We start from the raw sequence: 26,204 nt of genomic DNA, 5'->3' as shown, positions 1-26,204 counted from the left end.
GCCCGAAGGCCCGCCGCCCGCTCCCGCGGTGCAGCGCATCCGTTTGCGTTACACCAAGCGCGGCCGCCTCCGGTTCACCAGCCACCGCGACTTCCAGCGCGCCTTCGAGCGGGCGCTGCGCCGCGCCGAGGTGCCGATGGCCTACTCGGCGGGCTTCACCCCGCACCCCAAGGTGTCGTACGCCAATGCCGCACCCACCGGCACCGGCAGCGAGGCGGAGTACCTGGAGATCCAGCTGACCGCGGCGCGTGACCCCGAGAAGCTGCGTGCGCTCCTCGACGAGTCGCTGCCCGCGGGGCTCGACGTCATCGACGCCGTCGAGGCCCGGACCTCGGGACTCGCCGACCGGCTACAGGCGTCCGTATGGGAGATCCGGCTCGACCAGGTCGCCCCCGCGGAGGCCGAGCGAGCCGTCGCCGCCTTCCTCGAGGCCGACACGGTCGAGGTGGAACGCCGGACGAAAAATGGGTTGCGAACCTTCGACACCCGGGCCGCGGTGGCCCGGCTGGAGGCGTTTCCGCCGCCGTCCGATAGGCCAGGCGACGGTGGCTGTGCGATACTGCGGCTGGTGGTACGGCATCTGACACCTGCCGTGCGACCCGACGACGTCCTGTCCGGTCTCCGCGCTACGGCCGACCTGGCGCCGCCGGTCCCCGCAGCGGTGACCAGGCTGGCGCAGGGGCTGCTCGATGAGGAGTCCGGCACGGTGACCGACCCGCTCGCGCCCGATCGCGAGGCAGCTCAAGCCGCCCCAACCGCGGCCGCCGAGCTGACCGCCGCGATGGCGCCGGAAGGTCCCGCGTAGGACCGCCGTCGATGCGCCGCCGATGCACTTGGGAGCCACCCGGGTCCGGCTGGCGCACTGACCAGGAGACTTTCGCCGGTCCCGAGATATCCGGTCCCGGCGAGCGAGACGACAGCTCCCGTGCGGCGACCGCGCCCCGGGCGGCGGCACCCGCGCACAGTGCGCGGGTGGCCGGCCGGAGGCAGGCGCGGCGCCCGGGAGCGTGACGGGAGAAACGCCCGCATGCTCGAACCAATTGAGCCGACCCAACCTTTCCAGCCCCTTGGGCCGTCAGCGGCGCGTGCCGCGGCGCCCGGGGATGCCATCGAGAGCACGCCCAGCGACACCCTGCCGCCGCGCCGCCGCCGTGCGGCCTCCCGCCCGGCCGGCCCGCCGGCCGGTGCCGTGAGCGACGCCGAGGTCACCACGCCCTCCGTACCGGCCATACCGGCTGATCAGGCCGGTTCCGCCGGCTCGTCCGAGGCCGCGTCGGTCGCCGATGCCGCCGTGGTCACCGCGAGTGGCTCCGCGTCCGGCCCCGATGCCGCGTCCGCCGCTCCGCCCGCCCGTCCGCGTCGCCGGGCGACGCGCAAGGCGGCGGCTCCGGCGGGTTCGCCGGAGGCCGCGGAGACCGTGGTGCCGGCCGACGCCGGCCGTGGCGGTGAGGCGGCCGAGGCCGCCACCGAGCCCGTGGTGGAGGCTGCCCCCGAGGCCGCTCCGCCCGCCCGTACGCGTCGTCGTGCGACCCGTAAGGCGACCGCTCCGGCGGGTGCGCCCGTGGAGGCGGCGAAGTCGGAGGAGGCGGAGACGCCGGCCGAGGCGGAGGAGTCGGGCGCGGCTGCCGAGGCGGAGACCGTGCCTGCGGCGCCCGCCCGTACGCGTCGTCGTGCCACCCGTAAGGCCACCGCCCCCGCCGGCCCGCCGCAGGCCGAGGCCGCCGACGCGGACGCGTCGTCTGCGGCGGCCGCTGGTGACGAGGCCACGGCCCCAGCCGACGATGCCCCGGCCGACGAGACCCCGCGGACCCGTACGCGTCGTCGTGCGACCCGTAAGGCGACCGCTCCGGCGGGTGCGCCCGTGGAGGCGGCGAAGCCGGAGGAGGCGGAGACGCCGGCCGAGGCGGAGGAGTCCGGCGCGGCTGCCGAGGCGGAGACTGTGCCTGCGGCGCCCGCCCGTACGCGTCGTCGTGCCACCCGTAAGGCCACCGCCCCCGCCGGCCCGCCGCAGGCCGAGGCCGCCGAGGAGCCCGTCACCGAAGAGTCCGTCGCCGAGAAGCCTGTGGCTGCGGAGCCCGTGGCCGAGGAGTCCGTCGCCGGGCAGCGGAGCGAGAGCGCCGAGGAGACCGCCGGTACGGAGGCCGTGGAGGCGCCGCGCGCCCGCACCCGCCGCCGGGCCGCCCGTAGCGCCGCACCCGCCGCCGAGGAGCCGGCCGCCGCGCCGGAGCCGCAGGCCGTCGAGACCCCCGCCGTCGAGACTCCGGCCGCTGAGGCCCCGGCTGCCGAGGCCGCGTCCGAGGCGGAGCCGGAGCCCGCGCCCCGCTCGCGGCGCCGGGCGGTCCGCCCGCCGAAGGCCGTGTTCCAGGCGCCGGTCTTCACCGAGCCGGTCTTCCAGACGCCGGAGAGCGCCGCCGCCGCGCTGCGGGAGGCCGAGGAGGAGGAAGACCAGGAGCAGCTGACGGCCGAGACCGTCGAGCCCGAGGCGCCCACCAGCCGCCGTCGGCGCCGCCGCCGTGGCGGTGAGCCCGTCGAGGAGCACCCGGAGGCAGAGGAGACCGGGGCCGAGGCCGAGGCCGAGTCCGGTCAGCCCGAGTCGGACCAGCCCGAGGGCGAGCACGGCGAGGAGGAGTCGGGCGACCGTCCGGCCCGCCGCCGTCGCCGGGGCGGACGCCGTCGCCGTCGGGGCGAGGCCGCCGAGGCCGAGGGCGCCGAGGGGCGTCCCGAGGCCGAGACCGGTGAGCGGTACGAGGACGAGCCCGCCGCCGAGGGCGAGAGCGCCGAGGAGCAGGGCGAGGACCAGGACGAGGCGGCCGGCCCCGGGGCCGGCGAGCTCGGCGGTACCACCAGCGCCAGCAGCCGTCGTCGCCGTCGCCGCCGTCGGCGCAGCGGCGAGGCCGTCGACGTGGAGACGAGCGGTGACGACCCGGAGCGTACGGTCGTCAAGGTCCGTGAGCCGCGGGAGCGGCGTGGCAAGGAGGCCGAGTCCGGCGCCGACGAGGTGCAGTCGATCAAGGGATCGACGCGTCTGGAGGCCAAGAAGCAGCGCCGTCGCGAGGGCCGTGAGCAGGGCCGTCGTCGTGTGCCGATCATCACCGAGGCCGAGTTCCTGGCCCGCCGCGAGGCGGTCGAGCGGGTCATGGTCGTCCGGCAGCACGGCGACCGCACCCAGATCGGGGTGCTGGAGGACAACGTCCTCGTCGAGCACTTCGTCAACAAGGAGCAGGCGACCAGCTACGTCGGCAACGTCTACCTGGGCAAGGTCCAGAACGTGCTGCCGTCGATGGAGGCGGCCTTCGTCGACATCAGCAAGGGCCGCAACGCCGTGCTGTACGCGGGCGAGGTGAACTTCGAGGCCCTGGGGCTCGCAGGCGGCCCGCGCCGCATCGAGACCGCCCTGAAGTCCGGCCAGTCCGTCCTGGTGCAGGTCACCAAGGACCCGATCGGCCACAAGGGCGCCCGGCTGACCAGCCAGGTCTCCCTCCCGGGCCGCTACCTGGTCTATGTGCCCGAGGGCTCGATGACCGGCATCAGCCGCAAGCTGCCCGACACCGAGCGGGCGCGGCTGAAGCAGATCCTCAAGAAGATCGTCCCCGAGGACGCGGGCGTGATCGTCCGCACCGCCGCCGAGGGCGCGAGCGAGGAGGAGCTGTCCCGCGACGTCGCCCGGCTACAGGCGCAGTGGGAGGAGATCCAGAAGAAGGCGAAGAGCGGTGGCGCCCCGTCGCTGCTCTACGGCGAGCCCGACATGACCGTCCGGGTCGTCCGCGACATCTTCAACGAGGACTTCTCCAAGGTCATCGTCAGCGGTGACGACGCCTGGCAGACCATCCACGGCTATGTCTCGCACGTGGCGCCCGACCTCGTGGACCGGCTCCAGAAGTGGACCTCGGACGTCGACGTCTTCGCCACCTACCGGATCGACGAGCAGCTGATGAAGGCGCTGGACCGCAAGGTCTGGCTGCCCAGCGGCGGCTCGCTGGTGATCGACCGGACCGAGGCGATGGTCGTCATCGACGTCAACACCGGCAAGTTCACCGGCCAGGGCGGCAACCTGGAGGAGACGGTCACCAGGAACAACCTGGAGGCGGCCGAGGAGATCGTGCGCCAGCTGCGGCTGCGCGACCTCGGCGGCATCATCGTGATCGACTTCATCGACATGGTGCTGGAGTCCAACCGCGACCTGGTGCTGCGCCGACTGCTGGAGTGCCTGGGCCGGGACCGCACGAAGCACCAGGTGGCGGAGGTCACCTCGCTCGGCCTGGTCCAGATGACCCGTAAGCGGGTCGGCCAGGGGCTGCTGGAGTCCTTCTCCGAGTCCTGTGTGCACTGCAACGGCCGCGGTGTGATCGTCCACATGGACCAGCCGTCCGCCGCCGGCGGCGGCAAGCGCAAGAAGAAGAAGGCCGCGGCCGGTACCGGTCAGCAGCCGGCCGAGCCGGAGCAGGCCGCCGTGGCCGAGGCCGAGGACGTCACCGAGGCGGCGGCCGAGATCGCCGCGGAGGCCACGCAGCCGAAGCCGCTGCCCGAGCCGGTGTTCGCGGCCGACGAGGAGCTGTACAGCAGCGCCGCCGAGGCCGAGGCCGCCGCGACCCGTGGGCGTACGCGCCGCCGTGCCACCCGTAAGGTGACCGCCCCGGCGGGCGCCCCGAAGGCCGCCGGGCGGCCGGAGGGCGCGGTGGTCGTGGTGGCCGACGAGCCCAAGGAGACGCCCCAGGCGGTGCCCGAGCCGGCGCCGGAGGCGGCCGTGGAGGCCCCCGCTCCCGCTCCCGTCGAGGAGCCGGTGGCCGCGCCCCAGCCGGAGGCCGTGGCCCCGCTGGAGGCCGTTCCCGCGCCGCGTACGCGGCGTCGGGTGACCCGTAAGGTGACCGCCCCCGCGGGCTCGCCGACGGGCTCCGAGGAGGCGGCCGTGGTGGTCGTGAGCGCGCCCGCGGCGGAGCCGGAGCCGGCGTCCGAGCCGGAGCGGCCCGAGCCGAGCCCGGAGCCGGAGGCGGTGTCCCAGGACGCGCCTGCTGAGGGTGCGCCCGCCGAGGACGCTTCCGCCGAGACCGAGACCGAGACCGAGACCGAGGCGCCGGCGAAGAAGACCGCCCGTAAGGCGGCCGCCAAGAAGGCCCCGGCGAAGAAGACGGCCGCCAAGAAGACCGCCGCGAAGAAGACGGCGGCGAAGAAGACTGCCGCCAAGAAGACCACGGCGAAGAAGACCACGGCGAAGAAGACGACCGCCAAGAAGACGGCGGCCAAGAAGACCGCGGCGGCGGAGCAGCAGACTCCGCCGTCGGTGTCGGCCGCCGCCGAGGACTGACGGCAGCCGGTGCCCGAGGGGCGCCCGCGTACCCGCGCGGGTGCCCCTCAGGGCTCTGGTAGCCTTGACCCTCGGCGTCTGTACGCCAAACCCCTGAGCACATCCCTTCCGCTCCGCCGGAAGAGGCCGTTCGGCCGACGGTGAATCGCATGATCACTCGGTTGTCACGACCCTCCATGGGCCGTGTTGGGCGGCTGGCATCAGAGGTCCCGATTTCTAGCGAGAGAGTGAGAACCGCGTGTACGCAATCGTGCGCACCGGCGGCCGCCAGCAGAAGGTGGCCGTGGGCGATGTCATCGAGGTCGACCGTCTGGCCACCAGCAAGGTCGGCGACACCGTCGAGCTCTCGACTCTGCTCGTTGTCGACGGCGATGCCGTCACCAGCGACCCGTGGGTGCTGGCCGGTGTGAAGGTTCACGCCGAGGTCGTTGACCACCACAAGGGTGCCAAGATCGACATCCTGAAGTACAAGAACAAGACCGGTTACCGGAAGCGGATCGGCCACCGTCAGCTGCACACCGCGCTGAAGATCACCGGCATCGACTCGGCTGCGAAGTAAGGGACTGAGGAGACATGGCACACAAGAAGGGCGCATCGTCCACTCGGAACGGTCGCGACTCCAACGCCCAGCGGCTCGGCGTCAAGCGCTTCGGCGGTCAGACCGTCAACGCGGGCGAGATCCTGGTCCGCCAGCGCGGCACGCACTTCCACCCGGGCTCGGGTGTCGGCCGCGGCGGCGATGACACGCTGTTCGCGCTGGCCGCCGGTGCGGTGCAGTTCGGCACCAGCCGGGGCCGCAAGGTCGTGAACATCGTCCCGGTCGCTGAGTAATCAGCCCGGCGCGACATCGCACAGCCTTACCGAGGGCGGACCGCTCTTCCCGGGAACGGGAAGCGGGTCCGCCCTCGGCGCGTTACGAGCGTCAGGCCCGTAACACCACATCCACACCGTACGTAACTGGAGGCACCCGTCATGACCACCTTCGTGGACCGCGTCGAACTGCATGTCGCCGCGGGTAACGGAGGCCACGGCTGCGCCTCCGTGCACCGCGAGAAGTTCAAGCCGCTCGGGGGGCCGGACGGCGGCAACGGCGGCCGTGGCGGCGATGTGATCCTGGTCGTGGACCAGTCCGTCACCACGCTGCTCGACTACCACCACAGCCCGCACCGCAAGGCCACCAACGGCAAGCCCGGCGAGGGCGGCAACCGCTCCGGCAAGGACGGCACCGATCTGGTCCTGCCGGTCCCGGACGGCACCGTCGTCCTCGACAAGAAGGGCAACGTCCTGGCCGATCTGATCGGACAGGGCACCACCTACATCGCCGCCCAGGGCGGCCGCGGCGGCCTCGGCAACGCCGCGCTCGCCTCGCCCCGCCGCAAGGCCCCCGGCTTCGCGCTGCTGGGCGAGCCGGGTCACTCCGGGGACGTCGTCCTCGAGCTCAAGACCGTCGCGGACGTGGCCCTCGTGGGCTACCCGAGCGCCGGCAAGTCGTCGCTGATCTCGGTGCTCTCGGCGGCCAAGCCGAAGATCGCCGACTATCCGTTCACCACGCTGGTGCCCAACCTCGGGGTGGTCACGGCCGGTTCCACCGTCTACACCATCGCCGACGTCCCCGGTCTGATCCCCGGCGCCAGCCAGGGCAAGGGCCTCGGCCTGGAGTTCCTCCGCCATGTCGAGCGCTGCTCGGTGCTGGTGCACGTGCTGGACACCGCGGCCCTGGAGTCCGAGCGCGACCCGCTGACCGACCTCGATGTCATCGAGGCGGAGCTGGCCCAGTACGGCGGTCTGGACGACCGGCCCCGGGTCGTCGTGCTCAACAAGGTCGACATCCCCGACGGCCAGGACCTCGCCGACATCGTCCGGCCCGATCTGGAGGCCCGCGGCTACCAGGTGTTCGAGGTCTCGGCCGTCGCCCATCTCGGCCTCAAGGAGCTGTCCTTCGCCCTGGCGAAGATCGTCGCGGAGGCGCGGGCGGCGAAGCCGAAGGAGGAGGCGACCCGGATCGTCATCCGGCCGAAGGCCGTGGACGACGCGGGCTTCACGGTCGTCGCCGAGGAGGGCTTCTACCGCGTGCTGGGCGAGAAGCCCGAACGCTGGGTCCGCCAGACCGACTTCGCCAACGACGAGGCCGTCGGCTACCTCGCCGACCGCCTGGCCCGCCTCGGCGTCGAGGAGCAGCTGATGAAGGCGGGTGCCCGTTCGGGTGACGAGGTCGTCATCGGCCCCGAGGACAACGCGGTCGTCTTCGACTGGGAGCCGAGCATCGCGACCGGAGCGGAAATGCTGGGCCGCCGTGGCGAGGACCACCGCTTCGACGCGCCGCGTCCGGCCGCTCAGCGGCGGCGCGAGCGGGATGCGGAGCGGGACGAGGTGGAGCAGGAGTTCGACGCGTTCAAGCCGTTCTGAGGGGTGCTCAAGCCTCTCCGAGGGCCGGGCGGCCGCTCGGAACCCCCTTCGCGGGCTGTGAACGGGCTTCTCGGGGCCGCTCGGCAGAGGGCATGACGAAGGGCCCGGGAGATCTCTCCCGGGCCCTTCGTCATGCCCTGTCGGCGGTCGCGGTCACCGGCGTGCGGCCGGTGGCCGGCCCCGGGCCTCGGACCGTCGCGGTCAGACCGTCGCGGTCTCCTCCGACTCCGGAGAGCCGGACTCCAGCTCCGCCTCCTCCGCCGCGTCCCGGGCCTCGCGCTGCGAGGGGATCTCGTCGGACAGCCGGGTGGCCATCCGGGCCCGGCGCTGGTCGGCCTTGTCGCACAGGTCCTGCGTGGCCTGGTTGAAGCGCACCAGCGACGGCGGGTCGGACGGGCCGAGCAGATGCACCTTCAGCTCGGCGCGGGCGGCCGCGAGGGTGTCCTTACCGGGGTCGCGGACCGCTTCCAGCAGCCCGGGTACGCCCTCGGCGCCGGGCGTCAGGATCGTGGCGGCGCGCACCGTCGGGAAGCCCGCCCGGAACTCCTCCTCCGACATCCCGCTGGTGTTCGCCACCGCGTACGGCTTCTCGCTCGTCAGGTAGTCCGAGACCACGCTGGAGACATCGCTGATCAGCACGTCGGCCTGGTTGAAGCAGGAGAAGATCCCCGGACGCGGGCCGGTGACGATCTGGTGCTCCCAGACCGGCAGCGAGGCCCAGTACGCGCTCTCCCAGGCGGCCGTGGCCGCGGCGACGGCCGCCGCGCGGTCGCCGTCCGGGGCGCCCTGGAGCTTCATGCGCTCGATCTCGTCCGCACTGGGGCGGAAGGAGGTGCTGGTGAGCCGGTTCAGCTCGTCGGCGCGCCGGGTCAGCTCGGCGGCGGCCTCCGGGCCGGGGCGGGCACCGGTGCGCTTGCCGTTCGCCTCGGCGATCATCGCCCGGATGCGCTCGTCGGCGCGGCCCGCGCGCGGGTCGACGGAGCCGGTCATCGGATGCGGCTTGTAGAGCAGCCGCACCTTGGGGTCGGCGAGCAGCCGGCGGACGATGTTCTCACCGGCCAGGATCACCGAGGTGTTGCCGGGGTTCCCGTCCCAGCCCTCCCAGGTCGGCGCGTACAGCACGGTGGTGAAGTGCTCGTCACCGGCTCCGCCGAGGGCACCCGTGGGCACGCCCGCGTAGGGGCGGATGGGGGCCAGCTGGGGCCGGCCGACCTCCACGACGTCCTTGTCCTCGACGCCGATGTCGGCGAGCTGGTAGCGCTCGCGCGCCGCCGGGCCCGCGACCCACACCTCGTCGTAGGCCTTGGCGTACGGGTTGCAGCTGGAGAGCTTGTCGCTCTCGCCGTGGTTGATGAACGCGTGCTTGATCGAGGGGATGCGCAGCACCTGCGAGGTCTTGCCGGAGTTCGCCGGGTGCAGCAGCACCTTGAGCGTCGAGTGCTCCAGCCGCATCAGATGCGCGACCTTGGGGAGGCAGACGATCGGCACGTCCGTCGCCTCGATCTTCTGCACCATGAACCGCTCACGGAGCACGATGATCGGCTTGCCGTCGAGCGCGGAGAGCGTGGAGAGCCACATGTTGGCCTGGTACGCCGAGGTGGTGCCGCCGGAGAAGTACATGCCCACGGTCGGCTTGTAGTCCGCCAGCCACTTGTCCAGCCACTTCAGGGCCGCGGCCTCGTTCGCCACGCGCTTGCGCGGCAGCACCCAGGTGGCGAGGTGGGCCGTGCCGCCGATGCCGACCAGCAGCGCGATCGCCAGGCCGGCACCGCCCCAGACGGCGTTCTTGGTGGCGGCCGTGATCAGCAGACCGGCGGTGACCGGCACCGCCAGACGCAGCAGCCGGCGCCCGTGCTGGCGGGCGAACAGCCGCGGCGGGGCGTCGCTCAGCCGCAGCGCGGACGCGTCGATGTTGCGCGTGACGAACGGCAGCTGCCGACTCCGGCGGACCAGGACGGCCGCCGCCTGGCAGGCGAAGTGCACCAGGTAGAACAGCAGCAGCCCGACGGTGAGCGGCGCCTGCTCGTGCAGGGGATTGATGCCCTCGATGCGCAGCAGCCCGACCATGATGAGCATGTCGCGGAACAGCTGGCGCACCGTGACGTCCAGGCGGATCTTGCCCAGCAGCGACAGCAGACCTGGCTGCTTGTGCTGAAGGAAGAGATCGAGCGCGAGACCGCACGCCGAGGCGGCGATGAAAAGCGGTACGTTCGGAAGCACGGCGCCGACGAGCTGTGTGGCGAAGAACACGAGCATCGCGAGCAGCGCCGTCAGCTGTACGACCCGACGTGGGGCGATTCCGGCAGAGGGCACGGGGTGGGCTCCTGGCAGGAGAGCGACGGACTGATGGGGGGGACCCCTGACCGTATGCCGACGTCCCGCCCGGTGACAATCCGCGGCGGTGCCAACCGGTCGCAATCGGTGTCAATGGTGTCACCGCCCGGTGTCCCCGGGGCGCTCACGGCGGCCCGTAAGGCGGTGTCCGGGGGCTGAAATGCCACGGCGGGCGAGGTCCCGGCTGTCGTAGATTGCCCACTTGTCATGATGAGTGTGTAGGGCATGCGTTTCTTCGGGACGTGTGGTGAGCCGGGGACGAGCAAGGGAGCGGCGTGGCGGAGCAGGACGGGTCGGCGGTACGGGACGAGGTGGCCGCCGCCCGCAGGATCGTGGTCAAGATCGGTTCGTCCTCCCTCACCACGGCGGCGGGGGGCCTGGACGCGGACCGCGTGGACGCGCTGGTCGACGTGCTCATCAAGGTGCTCGACGGCGGCGGTACGGGCCTGCGCGGCAAGGATGGCGACGGTAAGGGCGGCGCGAACGGCAAGGAGATAGTCCTGGTCTCCTCCGGCGCCATCGCCGCCGGGCTGGCGCCGCTGGGCCTGGACCGCCGCCCCCGCGACCTCGCCCGCCAGCAGGCCGCCGCGAGCGTCGGACAGGGGCTCCTGGTGGCCCGCTACACCGCCTCCTTCGCGCGCTACGGACGCCGGGTCGGCCAGGTGCTGCTCACCACGGACGACACCAGCCGCCGCGCCCACTACCGCAACGCCACCCGCACCCTGGACCAGCTGCTGGCCATGGGCGCGCTGCCGATCGTCAACGAGAACGACACGGTGGCCACGGACGAGATCCGGTTCGGCGACAACGACCGGCTCGCGGCCCTGGTCGCCCATCTCGTTCGGGCGGATCTGCTGGTGCTGCTCTCCGACGTGGACGGCCTGTACGACGGGGACCCCAGGACCCCCGGTGCCTCCCGGATCGACGAGGTCCGGGGCCCCGGGGACCTGCAGGGCGTCTCCATCGGCAGCGCGGGCCGCTCCGGGGTGGGCACCGGAGGCATGGTGACCAAGGTCGAGGCGGCCCGGATCGCCGCCGCGGCCGGCGTTCCGGTGGTGCTCACCTCCGCCAGCCGAGCCGGTGACGCCCTGCTCGGCCGCCGTACGGGCACGTTCTTCCACCGCACCGGCCGCCGCTCCGCGAACCGGCTGCTGTGGCTCGCCCACGCCTCCGCGCCGCGTGGCGCCCTCACCCTGGACGACGGGGCGGTACGGGCCGTCGTGGAGCGCCGCACCTCGCTGCTGCCGGCCGGGATCGCGGCCGTGGAGGGGGACTTCACCGCCGGTGACCCGGTCGAGCTGAGGGACACCGCGGGCCACCCGGTGGCCCGCGGCCTGGTGAACTTCGACGCCAAGGAGATTCCGCAGCTGATCGGCCGCTCCACCCGGGACCTGGCGCGTGAGCTCGGCCCGGCCTACGAGCGCGAGGTGGTCCACCGCGACGACCTCGTGGTCCTGGACTGAGCCCCCGCACGGTCGGACCGGGGCTCCGTTGAACCGGGCTTTTGAACCGGGCTTCCGAAAAACCTCAAAAGCGCCCCGCGAGCGGGCCTGGGCTGGTCAACTTTGTTCAACGGGGTCGCGCGGGCAGCGCGCCCGCTGTGGGAGACGCGGCGGCGACCGAGCGGAATGCCGCGACCACGGCACACCGTCCCGAGTGCTCCGCCCGCGCGTGAGCGGAGCAGCGAGTTACAGGAGGCCGCCGGTGAGACGAGGGCGCCCGGGGGCGTCGCCCAGAGGGGCGGCGGAGCGCACCCTGACCAGTGTCGGAGCGGGGGACGGGGCCGGTGACGCCACGGCGCGCGGCGCCGGGCGCGGTGAGGCGACCCGGCTGTGGCACATCACCCTCAGCGTCTCGGGGGACGAGGCGCCGCTGCGGGAGGTCCGCAGGGCCCTGGAGCAGCTGGCCCATGACCATCCCTTCCTGCTGACCAGCCGCTATGCCAACGACCACGCCGAGATTCGCTACTGGGAAGAGGCCCGTGATCTGCACGACGCCGCGGCGGTCGCGCTGCGGCTGTGGGGCGAGCACCGGACCTCGGCCAGGCTGCCGCCCTGGGAGATCGTGGGGCTCGAGGTCATCGACCGTGACACGTACCACCAGCGGGTCGCGGAGGGGTACGGGCCCCCGCCGGCCTCCCCGGTGGGCGTGCACCCGTTCTGAGGACGGATGTGCGCCCACCGAGATGTGAGAACACCATCTCGAACTGCGGAACAGCGCGTGGCTCCCGGCCCGTGGCTCAGTACGCTTCGGACATGACCAGCGCACCCACGTCGCCGCTCACCGACCCCTGGCCGAAGTCCCCGGTCCTCCAGGCCGCCTACCGGGCCCGCGCCGCGGCCGCCGATCTCGCCCCGCTGCCGCGCGCCGCCAAGGACGACGCGCTGCTGGCGATGGCCGACGCGCTCGAGGTGCGCACCAAGGAGATCGTCGAGGCCAACGCGGCCGATGTGGAGCGGGCCCGGGAGGCCGGCACCAGCGAGGCCATCATCGACCGGCTGACCCTCACCCCCGAGCGGGTACGGGCCATCGCCTCCGATGTCCGCGATGTCATCGCGCTGCCCGACCCGGTCGGCGAGGTGGTGCGCGGCTCGACCCTGCCCAACGGGATCGACCTGCGCCAGGTGCGGGTTCCGCTCGGTGTCGTCGGGATCATCTACGAGGCCCGGCCGAATGTGACGGTGGACGCCGCCGCGCTCTGCCTGAAGTCGGGCAACGCGGTGCTGCTGCGTGGCTCCTCGTCCGCGTCCCATTCCAACGCCGCGCTGGTGAAGGTCCTGCGCGACGCCGTCGGCGGGGCCGGGCTGCCCGCGGACGCCGTGCAGCTGGTGCCGGGCGAGAGCCGGGACTCGGTGCGCGAGCTGATGCGCGCCCGCGGCCTGGTGGACGTGCTGATCCCGCGCGGCGGCGCGTCCCTCATCCGTACGGTCGTCGAGGAGTCCACGGTCCCGGTCATCGAGACCGGCACCGGCAACTGCCATGTGTACGTGGACGCCGACGCCGACCTCGACATGGCGGTCGAGATCCTGGTGAACTCCAAGGCCCAGCGGCCGAGCGTGTGCAACGCGGCGGAGACGCTGCTGGTGCACCAGGACATCGCCGCGCGCTTCCTGCCCCGCGCGCTGGACGCGCTGGCGGAGGCCGGGGTCACGGTCCACGCCGACGAGCGCGTCCTGGCCCTCGCGGAGAGCTCCAAGGCCACGGTGGTCCCGGCGGTGGTCGAGGACTGGGAGACCGAGTACCTCTCGTACGACATCGCGGCGGCCGTCGTGGACTCCCTGGAGGCCGCGGTGGGCCACATCCGCCTGTGGTCCTCCGGGCACACCGAGGCCATCGTCACGTCGTCCCAGCAGGCCGCCCGCCGCTTCACCCAGCTGGTGGACTCCACCACGGTCGCCGTGAACGCCTCCACGCGGTTCACCGACGGCGGGCAGTTCGGCTTCGGCGCCGAGATCGGCATCTCCACCCAGAAGCTGCACGCCCGGGGACCCATGGCCCTGCCCGAGCTGACCTCGACGAAGTACATCGTCACCGGCGACGGCCACACCCGCTGACTCACCCGTTCGGGGGATGCCCGATGCCCGGCGCCGCCGGGGCGGATCTTCCCCCGAATACCCTTTCACCCTGCCCAAAATGACCCGTCCGGTCTACTCTGAATGGGTGCCGGACGACGTGGGGGGCAAGCCGTTCCCGAACGGCGACGAGCCCGACGACCGCAGCCACGGTGAGGCGAACGACGAATTCGCCGCCGTGGTCTTCGACGAGGACTTCGTACGGGCCGCCCCGATCCATGAGCCCACCGCCATCGAGCGGATGCTGGCCGCCGCCGAGGCCCGCGCCGAGGCCGAGGCGTCCCGGCGCCGCAGCGCCGGCGTATCCCCCGAGGACGAGCTCTTCGAGGACGGCTACGGCCCGGAGGCCGAGTTCTACGGCCCGGACGACCCCGACGGGCGCTTCGGCCCCGGGCGGGACGCGGACGACGCCTACGGCCCCTATGGGCGGTACGGCAGCGCGGGGCGTCCTTACCGCGGCCATGCCCGCTGGCACCGCCCCGTGGCCTGGCTGCTGGCCGTCCTGATGGGCATCGGCGTGGTCGCCCTGGCCTTCACGGCCGTCTACCGGGGCGCCTCGGGCAACCGCCAGGACCCCGCGCCGCCGCCCGCCACCACCGGTGTCGACGGCTCGCCCACGGGACAGCCGCGCCTGGAGCCCTCGGGGTCGGAGTCGGCCCCGGAGCCGACCGGGTCCAAGGGGTCGCCCGCCTCCGCCGTACCGCCGTCTCAGTGACCTCCGCGCAGGTCGCGGACGCGGCGCGGGGTATGGGGGGTTTCCTCGGTTTCCTCCCCGCCCGGCTGCCAAGTCGGGGAGTACCACCGCGTTTACCGCCGCCCCGGGCGACCTACTCTTGAGATATGACCGGGCGTGGAGACCCTCCCGAGGGGACACCCGATGGCGTCCCGGGAGGTGGTGAGGACGAGTACCGCTCCGTCGTATTCGACGAGTCGTTCGTCCGTGCTGCCCGGCTCCAGGAATTCTCCGCCCAGGAGCGCATGGGCGAGCACGCACGGGCGGTGCGCAGTCGGCACGCCTGGGCCAGGGCCGGGGCGTCGCGCCAGGCCATCGCGCTCGTCCTGCTGATCGCCGTCGCCTTCGCCGCGGCCGTCTACATGGGGGTGCGCCACCCGTACCAGGCGCCCCAGCCGCAGGCCGTGGAACCGCTGCGCAGCAGCGTGGTGCCGCTCGCGCCGCGTGGTGAGGTGCCCGGCGGGACGCCGGACCGGCTGTTCCGCAACAGCCCGGCCGCCGAGTTCCGCACCGGCGCCGAAGGGGTCACCGTGCCCGGCGCCCGCCGCACCCGGAACTTCTCCGAGAGCCAGGTGATGACGGCGCTGACCACCGCCAAGGAGTACGTGGTCAAGTCCGCCCTCGACCCGGGTGTGCTCACCGGCGGCCCGGTGCAGGCCGTAAGGCTGCTGCTGGACCCCGCCCAGCAGACGCAGTTTGACCAGAGCCTCGAACGCCCGGTCGACGACGGACGGCACGCGGCCACCGGCTGGCTGACCCGCTTCAACCCGGCCGAGGTGACCCTGGCCGACTCCCCGGTGCGGGTCCGCGGCACCCTTACGGTCCTCGAGCGCAGCCCCGCGACCCTGGAGGTCGCCGCCGACCACGTCTTCGTCTACGCGGTCCAGCAGGCCCATGAGCGCGGACCGGACCACGCCTCGCTGTTCACCGTGCGCCGTGAGACACGGTTCCGCTTCGACCGTGACGACCTGCGCGACCGCCACGTGGAGCTGGTGCAGAGCGCCGTACTGGCGGGCCCGCAGGCATGTGCCGCGAACGCCGCCGGCTATCTGCGGCCGATGCTCGCCGGTCAGAGCGCCAAGGGCGACGCCCCGACCGGCACCGACCCGTACACCAGGGGCCGGACCACGGTCTCGCTGTGCGGCGTCCTGGCTCCCGGAACCCAGCCCGCCCTCGACGGGCGGTCCTGAGGGCAGCCAGAGGCCGTCTCAGCGCTTCGGCGGGGTGTCCCCGGGCCCGTCGTCCCCCGGCCGCTCCTCCGGCCCGTCCTCGGGCCGCCGGTCCGAGGAGGCGTCCTGGGACTCGTCCCGGGGCGGCGTGCGGTCCTCCGGGGCCTGCCCGCCCTGCTTGCCTCCGCCGCCGGTGAACCGGTCGCGCAGCTTGCTGCCCAGGTCGCCGGCGCCGCCCGCCACGTCCCTGACGAAGGCGAGCAGCGGGTCCTTGCTGCTGCGGACCGACTCCGCGTAGTGGTTCGCGGACTCCCGGAAGGACTCGCTGACCGAGGTGTCCTTGTCCTCGTCGCGCCGCGGGTAGTGACCGTCCATGAGCCGCTGGTAGTCGCGGGTCGCGGCCCACTTCTTGAGCTCGGCGGCGCGCACGGTGGTGAACGGGTGGCTGCGCGGCAGCATGTTCATGATCTTGAGGACGGAGTCCCGCAGATCGCCGCTCGACTCGTACTCCTCCGCCTGCTCCAGGAAGGCGTCCACGTTCATCTCATGGAGGTGGTGGCCGCCCGCGAGCTTCATCAGCCCGCGCATCGAGGCCCGCAGATCCTGTCCGACCAGCAGCCCCGCCCGGTCCGCCGACAGCTCGGACTTGCGGAACCACTCCCGCAGCGCCGTCACCAGCGCCAGCACCGCCACATTGCCGAGCGGGATCCAGGCGACCTTCAGCGCGAGGTTGGTGAGGAACAGCAGTATCGTCCGGTAGACCGAGTGCCCGGACAGCGCATGGCCCACCTCATGGCCGATGACCGCCCGCATCTCCTCCTCGTCGAGCAGTTCGACCAGACCGGTGGAGATCACGATGATCGGCGCGTCCATGCCGATGCACATCGCGGTCGGCTGCGGGCTCTGGGTCACGTACATGGCCGGGACCCGCTCCAGGTCCAGGATGTAGCAGGCGTCCCGCAGCATGTCGTGGAGATGGGCGAACTGCCGCTCGCTGACCCGCACCGAATCGGACAGGTAGAGCAGCCGCAGACTCCGCTCGGGCAGCAGACCGCTCATCGCCTTGAAGACCGTGTCGAAGCCGGTCAGCTTGCGCAGCGCGACCAGCGCGGAGCGGTCCGCCGGATGTTCGTACGCCCGCGAGGAGATCCCCGGGAACCGCCGCCGGCTCCGGCCGGGCACGTGCTCCCGGGCGTCCCCCGCCCCGTTTCCGCCACCGGTCTCGTGAGTGTCGCTCATCTGGCCCCCTCGTCCGATTACCCGCTCGACGGGACGCCCGGTCCGGGCCCCTCGTCCGGCGGCCCCCAGCCTAGGCCCTGGGCGGCCGGGGGTTAGCGTGGAGACATGCCCGATATGACTGGCCTCGCCGAAGCCCTCGCCGCCACCTCCCACAGCAACGTCGGCCCGGGAGCGCTGCTGCGCATCGTCATCGTGGTCGGCGTCGTGGGTGCCGCCCTGCTCGCCTGGTTCCTGCTGCGCGGGTACAAGCAGGACTGACGCCGGGGCCGGCCGCGGCCCCCGGAACGCGGGACAGGGCTCGAAGCAGGACGGACATCAGGACCGAAAACCGCCTCGCATACGATGTGGCCGACGTGTTGTGACGCCTAGACCCGGATAGGTATTGCCTGCGATGACCGCTTTCAGCACCGCACATGCTGCCCTGACCACGCTCGCGGCCGAGGGCGGTGAGCACACCGACACCCACCCGAGCATCAGCCCCTTCATGACCGGCGGTGCGGCCCTGGTGATCCTCTTCCTGCTGCTGTGGATCACCACGCGCTTCAACCGGGACCGCTGATCGGGCGATCGCCCCTATGGGCCCCGGCTCCGGGCCGGGCCCAGTAGGGTCTGCACGCATGGAAGAGCAGCAAGGGTCCGGCAAGCGGCGACTCGGCGTGATGGGCGGGACCTTCGACCCGATCCACCACGGTCACCTGGTCGCGGCGAGCGAGGTGGCCTCGCAGTTCCACCTCGACGAGGTGGTGTTCGTGCCGACCGGTCAGCCCTGGCAGAAGAGCCACAAGAAGGTCTCACCGGCCGAGGACCGCTATCTGATGACGGTCATCGCGACCGCCTCGAACCCGCAGTTCTCGGTCAGCCGCATCGACATCGACCGCGGTGGCCCCACGTACACCACCGACACGCTCCGGGAGCTGCGCGCGCTCAACGGTGACGCCGATCTGTTCTTCATCACCGGGGCCGACGCCCTCGCCCAGATCCTCACCTGGCGCGACGCCGAAGAACTCTTCTCGCTGGCCCACTTCATCGGGGTGACCAGACCCGGGCACATACTGGCCGACCCGGGACTCCCGGAGGGCGGGGTGTCGCTGGTCGAGGTCCCGGCGCTGGCGATCTCGTCATCGGACTGCCGGGCGCGGGTCGCCCATGGCGATCCCGTCTGGTACCTGGTGCCGGACGGCGTGGTGCGTTACATCGACAAGCGCGAGCTGTACCGGCACGACTGCTGAAGGGGTAGCGGTGAACGACCGGCAGGACTCGTACGACCCGTACGCACACGACCCGTACGGCCAGGAGCCGCAGATCTACGGCTATGACGCCTATGGGCGTCCGGTGTACCAGCCGCAGGCGGCACAGCAGCAGAGTTACGACCCGTATGCCCAGCAGCAGCCCCAGTACGGGCAGCAACAGCACGACGGGTACGACGGGTATGGCTACGACCCCTATGCCCAGCCGGAGCACCACCAGCAGTCCCAGCAGCAGTACACCCAGACGCACGGTTACGACCCGTACGCTCCCCAGCAACAGCAACAGGGCTACGGCTACGACTACCCGCCGGCCGCCGCCCCGGCCGTCCCCCCGCAGCGCGAGCCCAACCCCTATGAGGAGCTGAGCCCGGAGCAGCTGGGCGCCGGGGCCGAGACGCCCCCGGCGGAGGAGTCGCGGCCCGCTGGGCCGAAGCGGACCGGGGAGGCCGATGAGGGGGAGTACCGCACCGAGCAGTTCTCCTTCGTCGAGGAGCAGAACGAGGACTCCGACGACGTCATCGACTGGCTGAAGTTCGCCGAGACCCGCTCCGAGCGCCGTGACGAGCGCCGCCGTAAGGGTCGCAACCGCCTCGTCGCGCTCGTGGTGGTCCTGGTCCTCGCCGTCGCGGGCGGGGTCGGCTACCTCTGGTACGCGGGCAAGCTCCCGGGGCTGTCCGGCGGCTCCGGGGACCAGGCGGCCGCGGGCGGTCCGCAGAAGCGCGATGTGATCGTCGTCCATCTGCGCGAGACCAAGGGCGGGCGCACCTCCACGGCCCTGCTGGTGGACAACGAGACCACCCAGAAGGGCACCACCGTCCTGCTGCCGAACTCGCTGGCCGTCGCCACCGAGGACGGTGCCTCCACCACGCTCGGCAAGTCGGTGACCGACGAGGGCTCCGACTCCACCCGGGACTCCCTGAGCACCCTGCTGGGCTCGAAGATCCAGGGCACCTGGCGGCTGGACACGCCGTATTTGGAGAACCTCGTCGAGCTGGTCGGCGGGATCACCCTCGATACCGACGCGACCGTCCCCAGCTCGGAAAAGGGCGAGGACCCGCTGGTCAAGCGGGGCAAGGACCAGATGCTGAGCGGCCAGGCGGCCGTGGCCTACGCCACCTACCGGGCGTCCGGCGAGGCGCAGACCAAGCAGCTCGCGCGGTTCGGGCAGGTCATGCACGCGGCGCTGAAGAAGGTCTCCAGCGATGCGGAGGGCGCCACCAGCACCGTGGAGTCGCTGGCCCAGATCCCCGACCCCTCGCTGTCCGAGCAGCAGCTCGGGGCGTCGCTGGCCAAGCTGGCCGAGCGGGCCAAGAGCGGCGCGTACGACACCGCGATGCTGCCGGTCCAGCCGGACGGGACGCTCAGCAGCCAGGCGACCGACCGGGTGGTCAAGGACATCCTCGGCGGCACGGTCAAGAACACCGACAACACCACCGGGCCCCGGGTCAGCGTGACCAACGCCGGAGGTCCCGAGGACGCGTCGAGCGCCGCGCGGGTGGCGCTGGTCAACGGCGGCTTCACGGTCGTCGCGGCCACCGAGAGCGGCGGTACGCCGCAGTCGGCCTCGCGGGTGACCTACGCGGACACCGCGCAGGCGGAGCAGGCCAAAGAGGTCGCCAAGACGCTCGGGCTGCCCGCGACCGCGGTGCGGAAGGGCAAGGGCGCGGCCAACGCGGACATCACGGTCCTCCTCGGCCCGGACTACGACGCCACGGGCTGAGCCGTTCACCTCGGGCACCCCGGGCGGCCGCTCCTCGGCCGCCCGGGGTGACGGTGGGGCGTGAGACCCTGGGGGGAGCCAGACCTTCGAGGTACCACCGACCGAAAGCCTTGCCTGTGACCGCCACGGACCGCTCCCTCGAGCTCATCAACGCCGCCGCCCAGGCGGCCGCCGACAAGCTCGCCCACGACATCATCGCGTACGACGTCAGTGATGTGCTCTCCATCACCGACGCCTTCCTGCTGGCCTCGGCGCCCAACGACCGTCAGGTCAAGTCGATCGTCGACGAGATCGAGGAGCGGCTGAACAAGGACCTGGGCGCCAAGCCGGTGCGCCGCGAGGGCGACCGTGAGGCCCGCTGGGTGCTGCTGGACTACGTGGACATCGTGGTGCACGTCCAGCACAGCGAGGAGCGGGTGTTCTACGCCCTGGAGCGGCTCTGGAAGGACTGCCCGCAGCTGGAGCTCCCGGCCGACGCCGAAGCCACCCGCGGCAAGGCGCAGGAGTACGCGCGGTCGCAGGCCGCGGCGGACGGCGGCGCGGGCGGTGAGCTGAGCTGAACGGCACCTCGAGCGGCCGCGGCCGCCGCATCGTCCTGTGGCGCCACGGCCAGACGGCCTGGAACATAGAGCGCCGTTTCCAGGGCTCCCTGGACATAGAGCTCACCGACACCGGTGTCGCGCAGGCGCACCGTGCGGCCCGGCTGCTGGCCGCCCTGCAGCCGGACGCGATCATCGCCTCCGACCTGAAGCGGGCGGCGGCCACGGCCGCCGAGCTGTCCACCGTCACGGGGCTGTCGGTCACGCATGACGCGGGGCTGCGGGAGACCTACGCGGGCGCGTGGCAGGGGCTGACCCACGAGGAGATCATCGAGCGCTTCGGCGAGGAGTACGCGGCGTGGAAGCGCGGCGAGCCGGTCCGCCGCGGCGGCGGTGAGCTGGAGGCCGAGGTCGCCGACCGGGCGGCCCCGGTGGTGCTGGAGAGCGCCGACAAGCTGCCGGACGACGGCACGCTCGTGGTGGTCAGCCACGGCGGCACCATCCGCACCACCATCGGCCGGCTGCTCGGTCTGGAGCCCAGGAACTGGGAGGCGCTGGGCGGCCTGTCCAACTGCTGCTGGTCCGTTCTGGGCGAGGGTGTGCGGGGCTGGCGGCTGCTGGAGCACAACGCCGGTTCGCTGCCCGAACCGGTCCTCGGTGACGACGACTGAGCCGATTTCCTTTTCCGGCAGGTCACCGGCTATGCTCCTACTCGTTCGAAGCGCTCCGGCGCAGAGAAGAGCGGGGCTATAGCTCAGTTGGTAGAGCGCCTGCATGGCATGCAGGAGGTCAGGAGTTCAATTCTCCTTAGCTCCACAGATCCACGATCCCGTCTCCCCTTGGGGGAGGCGGGATCTCTGCGTTCTGCGCGTTTTCGGTCCGCCCCTCGGATCCGCCGCGCCCGCGGCTCTCCATCCGGTTCGGCTACGGCCTACGTCCTATGGCCCTATGGACGCGCGGATGTTGGTAGCCGTAAGGCGGCAGGACGCGCCGGACGCGGCGGAGTTCGGGTGGCGGCGGCTCAACTGCGCGGCACATTGGTGAGTCTGGTGAGATTCCAGTGGGGAATCTCCGCTGACCTGCGCGTCGTCCCGTGGCAGAATCGGACACCCGGAGGGGGACGGGGCCGATACGTCCGATGGGGAGGGCAGGTGGGATGCCGACGAGCATCCTCGATGCGATCGAGGACCCGTCCCGCGCGGCACCGGCGGACATGGTGTGCCCGTCCTGCGGCTCCGCGCACGTGGCCCAGGTCCTCGGTGACAACGGCGGTGTTTCCTACGTGTGTACGGCCTGCGGACATAGCTGGAGCTGAGTGAGATGGGAGCCCACAGCCGGAAGTGCGACTGGTGCGGCACCGGCACACCGATCGTCCGCGACATGGAGCCGCTCAACTCCGACTACCAGTACTGGTGTGCGGAGTGCGCGCGGGCGCTGATCATCCGGGGCGATCCCATCGAGACCTACCGCGAGCTCGAAGGGGAGCCGATCTACGGTCGGCTGCTCGACGAGCACTGCACGCTGAAGCGTTTCTATTCGTTCGCCACGGCGTAACGGGGCCCCGCTCCCAGCCTCCGGGGAATCGATTTGGCGGAAGGCCGGGGCATCCGTGTAATGTAGGCGTCGCCGCCGGGGAAACCGGGCGGAGCAAGACCTGGGGCTATAGCTCAGTTGGTAGAGCGCCTGCATGGCATGCAGGAGGTCAGGAGTTCAATTCTCCTTAGCTCCACATCACAGAGGCGGGTCGTCCGACAAGGACGGCCCGCCTCTGGCGTTGCGTGACGGAGGTCACCTCCGTGCGGGCCGTCGGTGCCCTGCGGTAACCTGGCCCCATGCGTGCCGTACGCCTTCTGCTTAGCGGGCCGCGCTGATCAGCACCGACCGAGAACAGCTCCGGTCGGCATCAGCGCGGCATCCCCTCCTGTGCGAGGGGCCTTTTTGTTTCGGAAGCGAGAGGGATCCGCTGCGTTGCCGCAGGCAGAGACGACCGATGGAGCTTTGAGGACCATGAGCGAGACCAATGCCGCGGCCGAGGTGGCCGCGCCGCACCGCTACACGGCCGCCCTGGCCGCCGACATCGAAGCCCGGTGGCAGGACTTCTGGGACGCGAACGGCACGTATGAGGCGTCCAACCCGAGCGGAGACCTGGCCGGCGACCCCGAGGCCGCCGCCCGGCCCAAGAAGTTCGTCATGGACATGTTCCCGTACCCCTCGGGTGCGGGACTGCACGTGGGCCATCCGCTGGGCTACATCGCCACCGATGTGTACGCCCGCTACCACCGCATGACGGGCCACAACGTCCTGCACACCCTGGGCTTCGACGCCTTCGGCCTGCCCGCCGAGCAGTACGCGGTGCAGACCGGCACCCACCCCCGGGTCAGCACCGAGGCCAACATCGACAACATGCGGCGGCAGCTGCGCCGCCTGGGCCTGGGCCACGACCGGCGCCGCTCCTTCGCGACGATCGAGCCGGAGTACTACAAGTGGACCCAGTGGATCTTCCTCCAGATCTTCAATTCCTGGTACGACCCGGAGGCGAAGCGGGCGCGTCCCATCGACACCCTGGTCGAGCAGTTCGCCTCCGGTGAGCGCACGACCCCCGACGGCCGCCCCTGGGCCGAGCTGACCGAGGCCGAGCGCGCCGACCTGCTGGGCCAGTACCGCCTGGCCTACGCCTCGGACGCGCCCGTCAACTGGTGTCCCGGCCTGGGCACCGTGCTGGCCAACGAGGAGGTCACCGCCGACGGCCGCTCCGAGCGCGGCAACTTCCCGGTCTTCAAGGCCAAGCTGCGCCAGTGGAACATGCGGATCACCGCCTACGGGGACCGGCTGCTGGAGGACCTGGAGGCGCTGGACTGGCCCGAGGCGATCAAGCTCCAGCAGCGCAACTGGATCGGCCGCAGCGAGGGTGCCCGGGTGGACTTCCCCGTCGCCGGCCACTCCGACGCGAAGATCACGGTCTTCACCACCCGCCAGGACACCCTGTTCGGCGCGACCTACATGGTGCTGGCGCCCGAGCACGACGTGGTCGACGCCATCGTTCCGGCCGCCTGGCCGGAGGGCACCCACGACGTGTGGACCGGCGGGCACGCCACCCCGGCCCAGGCCGTCGACGCCTACCGCAAGCAGGCCGCGGCCAAGTCGGACGTCGAGCGGCAGGCCGAGGTCAAGGAGAAGACCGGCGTCTTCACCGGCGCGTACGCGGTCAACCCGGTCAGCGGCGAACAGGTCCCGGTCTTCATCGCCGACTACGTCCTGATGGGCTACGGCACCGGCGCGATCATGGCCGTCCCGGCGCACGACAGCCGTGACTTCGCCTTCGCCCGCACCTTCGAGCTGCCGATGCGCTGCGTCGTCCAGCCGTCGGACGACCGCGGCACCGACCCGTCGACCTGGGACGACGCGTTCGCCTCGTACGATGCCGAGATCGTCAACTCGGCGGGTGAGGGCATCACCCTGGACGGGCTGGGCGTCGTCGAGGCCAAGGCGCGCATCACCGAGTGGCTGGAGGCCCGCTCCATCGGCGAGGGCACCGTCAACTACCGGCTGCGCGACTGGCTGTTCAGCCGTCAGCGCTACTGGGGAGAGCCCTTCCCCATCGTCTACGACGAGGACGGCGTGGCCCACGCGCTGCCCGAGTCGATGCTGCCCCTGGAGCTGCCCGAGGTCGAGGACTACTCGCCGCGCACCTTCGACCCCGACGACGCCGACACCTCCCCGGAGACCCCGCTGTCCCGGAACGAGGACTGGGTCAACGTGGTGCTGGACCTGGGCGACGGCCGTGGCCCGCGCCCGTACCGCCGCGAGACCAACACCATGCCCCAGTGGGCCGGGTCGTGCTGGTACGAGCTGCGCTACCTGGACCCGCACAACGAGAACCGGCTGGTCGACCCGGACATCGAGCGTTTCTGGATGGGACCGGCCCAGGACCGGCCGCACGGCGGCGTCGACCTGTACGTCGGTGGCGCCGAGCACGCCGTACTGCACCTGCTGTACGCCCGCTTCTGGTCCAAGGTGCTGTTCGACCTGGGGCACATCTCCTCGGCCGAGCCGTTCCACAAGCTGTACAACCAGGGCATGATCCAGGCGTACGTCTACCGGGACCGCCGCGGCATCGCCGTCCCGGCCGCCGAGGTCGAGGAGCGCGACGGAGCGTACTGGTACCAGGGCGAGAAGGTCACCCGTCAGCTGGGCAAGATGGGCAAGTCCCTGAAGAACGCCGTCACGCCGGACGAGATCTGCGCCGACTACGGGGCCGACACCCTGCGCCTGTACGAGATGGCCATGGGCCCGCTGGACGTCTCGCGGCCCTGGGACACCCGGGCCGTGGTCGGCCAGTACCGGCTGCTCCAGCGGCTGTGGCGCAATGTCGTCGACGAGGCCACCGGAGAGGTCACCGTCGTCGGCACGGAGCCCGACGAGGCGACGCTGCGCGCCCTGCACAAGGCGATCGACGGTGTCCGGCAGGACATGGAGGGCCTGCGCTTCAACACCGCCATCGCCAAGATCACCGAGCTGAACAACCACGTCACCAAGGTGCGCGAGGTGCCCCGCTCGGTGGCCGAGGGCCTGGTGCTGCTGATCGCGCCGCTGGCCCCGCATATCGCCGAGGAGCTGTGGCGCAAGCTGGGCCACTCCACGTCGGTCGTCCACGTGCCCTTCCCGGTCGCCGACCCGGCGTATGTCGTGGACGAGACCGTCACCTGCGTGGTGCAGGTCAAGGGCAAGGTCAAGGCCCGGCTGGAGGTCGCGCCCTCGGTCTCGGACGAGGAGCTGGAGGCGCTGGCGCTGGGCGACCCGGCGGTCGTGGCGGCGCTGAACGGTGCGGGCATCCGTAAGGTGATCGTGCGGGCGCCGAAGCTGGTCAACATCGTTCCGGCCTGATAGCGGGCCAGGATCCCTCCGGCCTGATGGCGGGTCCGGGTCCGTTCGGTCTGATGCCGGGTCCGGATCGGGCCGGTCCGTTCGGTCTGATGGCGGGCCCGGATCGTGCCGGCCTGATGGCGCGTCGTGGGTCCCACTCGCGGGCGGGTTGGGGGTTCGTCAGGAACCCCCGGCCCGCCCGGCGCGTTTACGCTGGGAGGACGACCGCCACCGTGCCGTGACCGCCGCCCCAAGGAGCGCACATGGAAGCCATCTGGATCCTGTTGTCGCTTTTCGTCCTGATCATGCTGCTGGGGGTCTACGCGGCCGTTCGAACGGTCAGAGCGGCCAAGCGCGGCATCGACCGCACGGTGCACCAGGCCCGCCGCACGGTGGAGGAGACCAGACTCCGGGCCCGGCAGCTGGCCCAGCCGGGTGCGGGCGGAGAGCTCGCCCAGCTGCGGCTCTCCCTGCGCGGCTCGATGCGCGCCACCGAGCAGGCGCTCCAGGCGGCCGCCCCGCAAGACCGTTCGCTCTCGGAGTCGTTGGGCCTGTTCCGGCGGCTGAGCGCCCATGCGCAGGACCTGGACGCTGATCTGAAGCGGCTGGAGCAGGAGCCCGACAAGGCCCGGATCGCGGCCCTACTGCCCGAGCTGCGGCAGCGCACCGGGCGGATCACCCACTCCGCCGACTCGCTGCGCTGGGCGGTGCAGGAGCGGACACAGCGGTTGGCACACGACGATCTCGACACGCTGGGCCAAGAGATCGAGATGGAGGCCGGGGCGCTGCGGCACTGGACGACGGCGGATGCGGAGCAGCCGTGGGCCGAGGCGGGGGAGGGGCCTGGGGCGGGCCCGCGGACGGGGTCCGGGGCCGACCGGGAGCCGGCGTCACCCCCGTCCTCCTCCTCGTCCTCGCCTTCGCCCTCGCTCGGGGCGGCGTCACGGACGGAGCCCCACTCGTGGCAGCAGCCCTGGCAGAAGCCTCGGCGGGAGCCTCGGCAGGAACCCTGGCAGGAGTCCACCCGTCCCGAGAACACGGCCTGAGCCCGGGAACACGGCCGGAGAACGGGACCTGAGC

At 72.0% G+C, this 26,204-nt stretch carries 22 protein-coding genes and 2 tRNA genes; 22 read left to right on the top strand and 2 right to left on the bottom strand.

All coding sequences use genetic code 11. The features are described 5' to 3' along the window. Positions 1-28: 28 nt before the first annotated feature. The 5 genes from PS467_RS15005 (at position 29) to obgE (ending at position 7,708) form a co-directional block, all read left to right on the top strand. Positions 29-805 carry a TIGR03936 family radical SAM-associated protein gene (locus PS467_RS15005; RefSeq protein ID WP_311035702.1) on the top strand — a complete coding sequence of 259 codons (777 nt, stop codon included), beginning with the start codon at positions 29-31 and terminating at the stop codon, positions 803-805. A 222-nt stretch (positions 806-1,027) separates the two neighbouring features. Then, complete coding sequence (locus PS467_RS15000) at positions 1,028-5,302, top strand: Rne/Rng family ribonuclease (protein WP_311035701.1); 4,275 nt, start codon at positions 1,028-1,030, stop codon at positions 5,300-5,302. Between the two features lie 238 nt (positions 5,303-5,540). Further along, complete coding sequence (gene rplU, locus PS467_RS14995) at positions 5,541-5,861, top strand: 50S ribosomal protein L21 (protein ID WP_268972008.1); 321 nt, start codon at positions 5,541-5,543, stop codon at positions 5,859-5,861. 14 nt (positions 5,862-5,875) lie between these two features. Further along, complete coding sequence (gene rpmA / locus PS467_RS14990) at positions 5,876-6,133, top strand: 50S ribosomal protein L27 (protein WP_268972007.1); 258 nt, start codon at positions 5,876-5,878, stop codon at positions 6,131-6,133. Positions 6,134-6,274: 141 nt separating this feature from the next. Then, positions 6,275-7,708 carry a GTPase ObgE gene (gene obgE / locus PS467_RS14985; RefSeq protein WP_311035700.1) on the top strand — a complete coding sequence of 478 codons (1,434 nt, stop codon included), beginning with the start codon at positions 6,275-6,277 and terminating at the stop codon, positions 7,706-7,708. Positions 7,709-7,909: 201 nt separating this feature from the next. On the opposite strand, the gene PS467_RS14980 is transcribed toward obgE, so the two are convergent. Continuing rightward, complete coding sequence (locus PS467_RS14980) at positions 7,910-10,021, bottom strand: hypothetical protein (RefSeq protein ID WP_311035699.1); 2,112 nt, start codon at positions 10,019-10,021, stop codon at positions 7,910-7,912. Positions 10,022-10,353: 332 nt separating this feature from the next. Between PS467_RS14980 and proB the strand changes: the two genes are divergently transcribed. From proB to PS467_RS14955, 5 genes are all read left to right on the top strand, one after another. Continuing rightward, the gene (gene proB / locus PS467_RS14975; RefSeq protein WP_311039859.1) at positions 10,354-11,505 is read left to right on the top strand and encodes a glutamate 5-kinase; all 1,152 of its coding nucleotides are present in this window, start codon (positions 10,354-10,356) and stop codon (positions 11,503-11,505) included. Positions 11,506-11,746: 241 nt separating this feature from the next. Further along, the gene (locus PS467_RS14970) at positions 11,747-12,205 is read left to right on the top strand and encodes a DUF8830 family protein (protein ID WP_311035698.1); all 459 of its coding nucleotides are present in this window, start codon (positions 11,747-11,749) and stop codon (positions 12,203-12,205) included. A gap of 92 nt (positions 12,206-12,297) precedes the next feature. Beyond that, the gene (locus PS467_RS14965; protein WP_311035697.1) at positions 12,298-13,596 is read left to right on the top strand and encodes a glutamate-5-semialdehyde dehydrogenase; all 1,299 of its coding nucleotides are present in this window, start codon (positions 12,298-12,300) and stop codon (positions 13,594-13,596) included. Between the two features lie 106 nt (positions 13,597-13,702). Beyond that, a complete protein-coding gene (locus tag PS467_RS14960; protein WP_311035696.1) occupies positions 13,703-14,329 on the top strand; it encodes an SCO2584 family spore wall biosynthesis protein in 627 nt (208 codons plus the stop codon). 125 nt (positions 14,330-14,454) lie between these two features. Continuing rightward, positions 14,455-15,537 carry an SCO2583 family membrane protein gene (locus PS467_RS14955; RefSeq protein WP_311035695.1) on the top strand — a complete coding sequence of 361 codons (1,083 nt, stop codon included), beginning with the start codon at positions 14,455-14,457 and terminating at the stop codon, positions 15,535-15,537. Positions 15,538-15,555: 18 nt separating this feature from the next. Here the strand turns inward: PS467_RS14955 and PS467_RS14950 are convergent, their stop codons facing one another. Then, positions 15,556-16,755, bottom strand: a complete 1,200-nt coding sequence (locus PS467_RS14950) for a M48 family metallopeptidase (protein ID WP_268971998.1) — start codon at positions 16,753-16,755, stop codon at positions 15,556-15,558. Between the two features lie 105 nt (positions 16,756-16,860). Between PS467_RS14950 and PS467_RS14945 the strand changes: the two genes are divergently transcribed. The 12 genes from PS467_RS14945 (at position 16,861) to PS467_RS14890 (ending at position 26,170) form a co-directional block, all read left to right on the top strand. Then, entirely contained in the window at positions 16,861-17,013 is a 153-nt protein-coding gene (locus tag PS467_RS14945) for a hypothetical protein (protein ID WP_311040112.1), read from the top strand. A gap of 133 nt (positions 17,014-17,146) precedes the next feature. Beyond that, a complete protein-coding gene (locus PS467_RS14940) occupies positions 17,147-17,314 on the top strand; it encodes a hypothetical protein (RefSeq protein WP_268971997.1) in 168 nt (55 codons plus the stop codon). A gap of 58 nt (positions 17,315-17,372) precedes the next feature. After that, entirely contained in the window at positions 17,373-17,984 is a 612-nt protein-coding gene (gene nadD, locus PS467_RS14935; RefSeq protein WP_268971995.1) for a nicotinate-nucleotide adenylyltransferase, read from the top strand. Positions 17,985-17,994: 10 nt separating this feature from the next. Beyond that, positions 17,995-19,722, top strand: a complete 1,728-nt coding sequence (locus PS467_RS14930; protein WP_311035694.1) for an LCP family protein — start codon at positions 17,995-17,997, stop codon at positions 19,720-19,722. A gap of 116 nt (positions 19,723-19,838) precedes the next feature. Then, on the top strand, positions 19,839-20,282 hold the full coding sequence (gene rsfS, locus PS467_RS14925; protein WP_268971992.1) for a ribosome silencing factor: 444 nt from the start codon (positions 19,839-19,841) through the stop codon (positions 20,280-20,282). After that, positions 20,279-20,932 (top strand): histidine phosphatase family protein, encoded by a 654-nt coding sequence (locus tag PS467_RS14920; protein ID WP_311039858.1) that lies wholly within the window; start codon positions 20,279-20,281, stop codon positions 20,930-20,932. The genes rsfS and PS467_RS14920 overlap by 4 nt, the downstream gene beginning before the upstream one ends. A gap of 72 nt (positions 20,933-21,004) precedes the next feature. Next, positions 21,005-21,077: transfer RNA gene (locus tag PS467_RS14915), tRNA-Ala, on the top strand. Positions 21,078-21,417: 340 nt separating this feature from the next. Continuing rightward, positions 21,418-21,576, top strand: coding sequence for a hypothetical protein (locus tag PS467_RS14910; protein WP_268971991.1), 159 nt, complete (start codon positions 21,418-21,420; stop codon positions 21,574-21,576). A 5-nt stretch (positions 21,577-21,581) separates the two neighbouring features. Further along, a complete protein-coding gene (locus PS467_RS14905; protein ID WP_030835565.1) occupies positions 21,582-21,815 on the top strand; it encodes a hypothetical protein in 234 nt (77 codons plus the stop codon). A 102-nt stretch (positions 21,816-21,917) separates the two neighbouring features. Continuing rightward, positions 21,918-21,990, top strand: a tRNA-Ala gene (locus PS467_RS14900). 278 nt (positions 21,991-22,268) lie between these two features. After that, complete coding sequence (gene leuS, locus PS467_RS14895; protein WP_311035693.1) at positions 22,269-25,145, top strand: leucine--tRNA ligase; 2,877 nt, start codon at positions 22,269-22,271, stop codon at positions 25,143-25,145. A gap of 242 nt (positions 25,146-25,387) precedes the next feature. Beyond that, entirely contained in the window at positions 25,388-26,170 is a 783-nt protein-coding gene (locus tag PS467_RS14890; protein WP_311035692.1) for a hypothetical protein, read from the top strand. The last annotated feature ends 34 nt before the right edge of the window (positions 26,171-26,204 follow it).

It is taken from the genome of Streptomyces luomodiensis, from assembly GCF_031679605.1.
Lineage (GTDB): Bacteria > Actinomycetota > Actinomycetes > Streptomycetales > Streptomycetaceae > Streptomyces > Streptomyces luomodiensis.
Note: the sequence above shows the minus strand (reverse complement) of the source record. Positions and strands in the feature narration are given on the sequence as shown.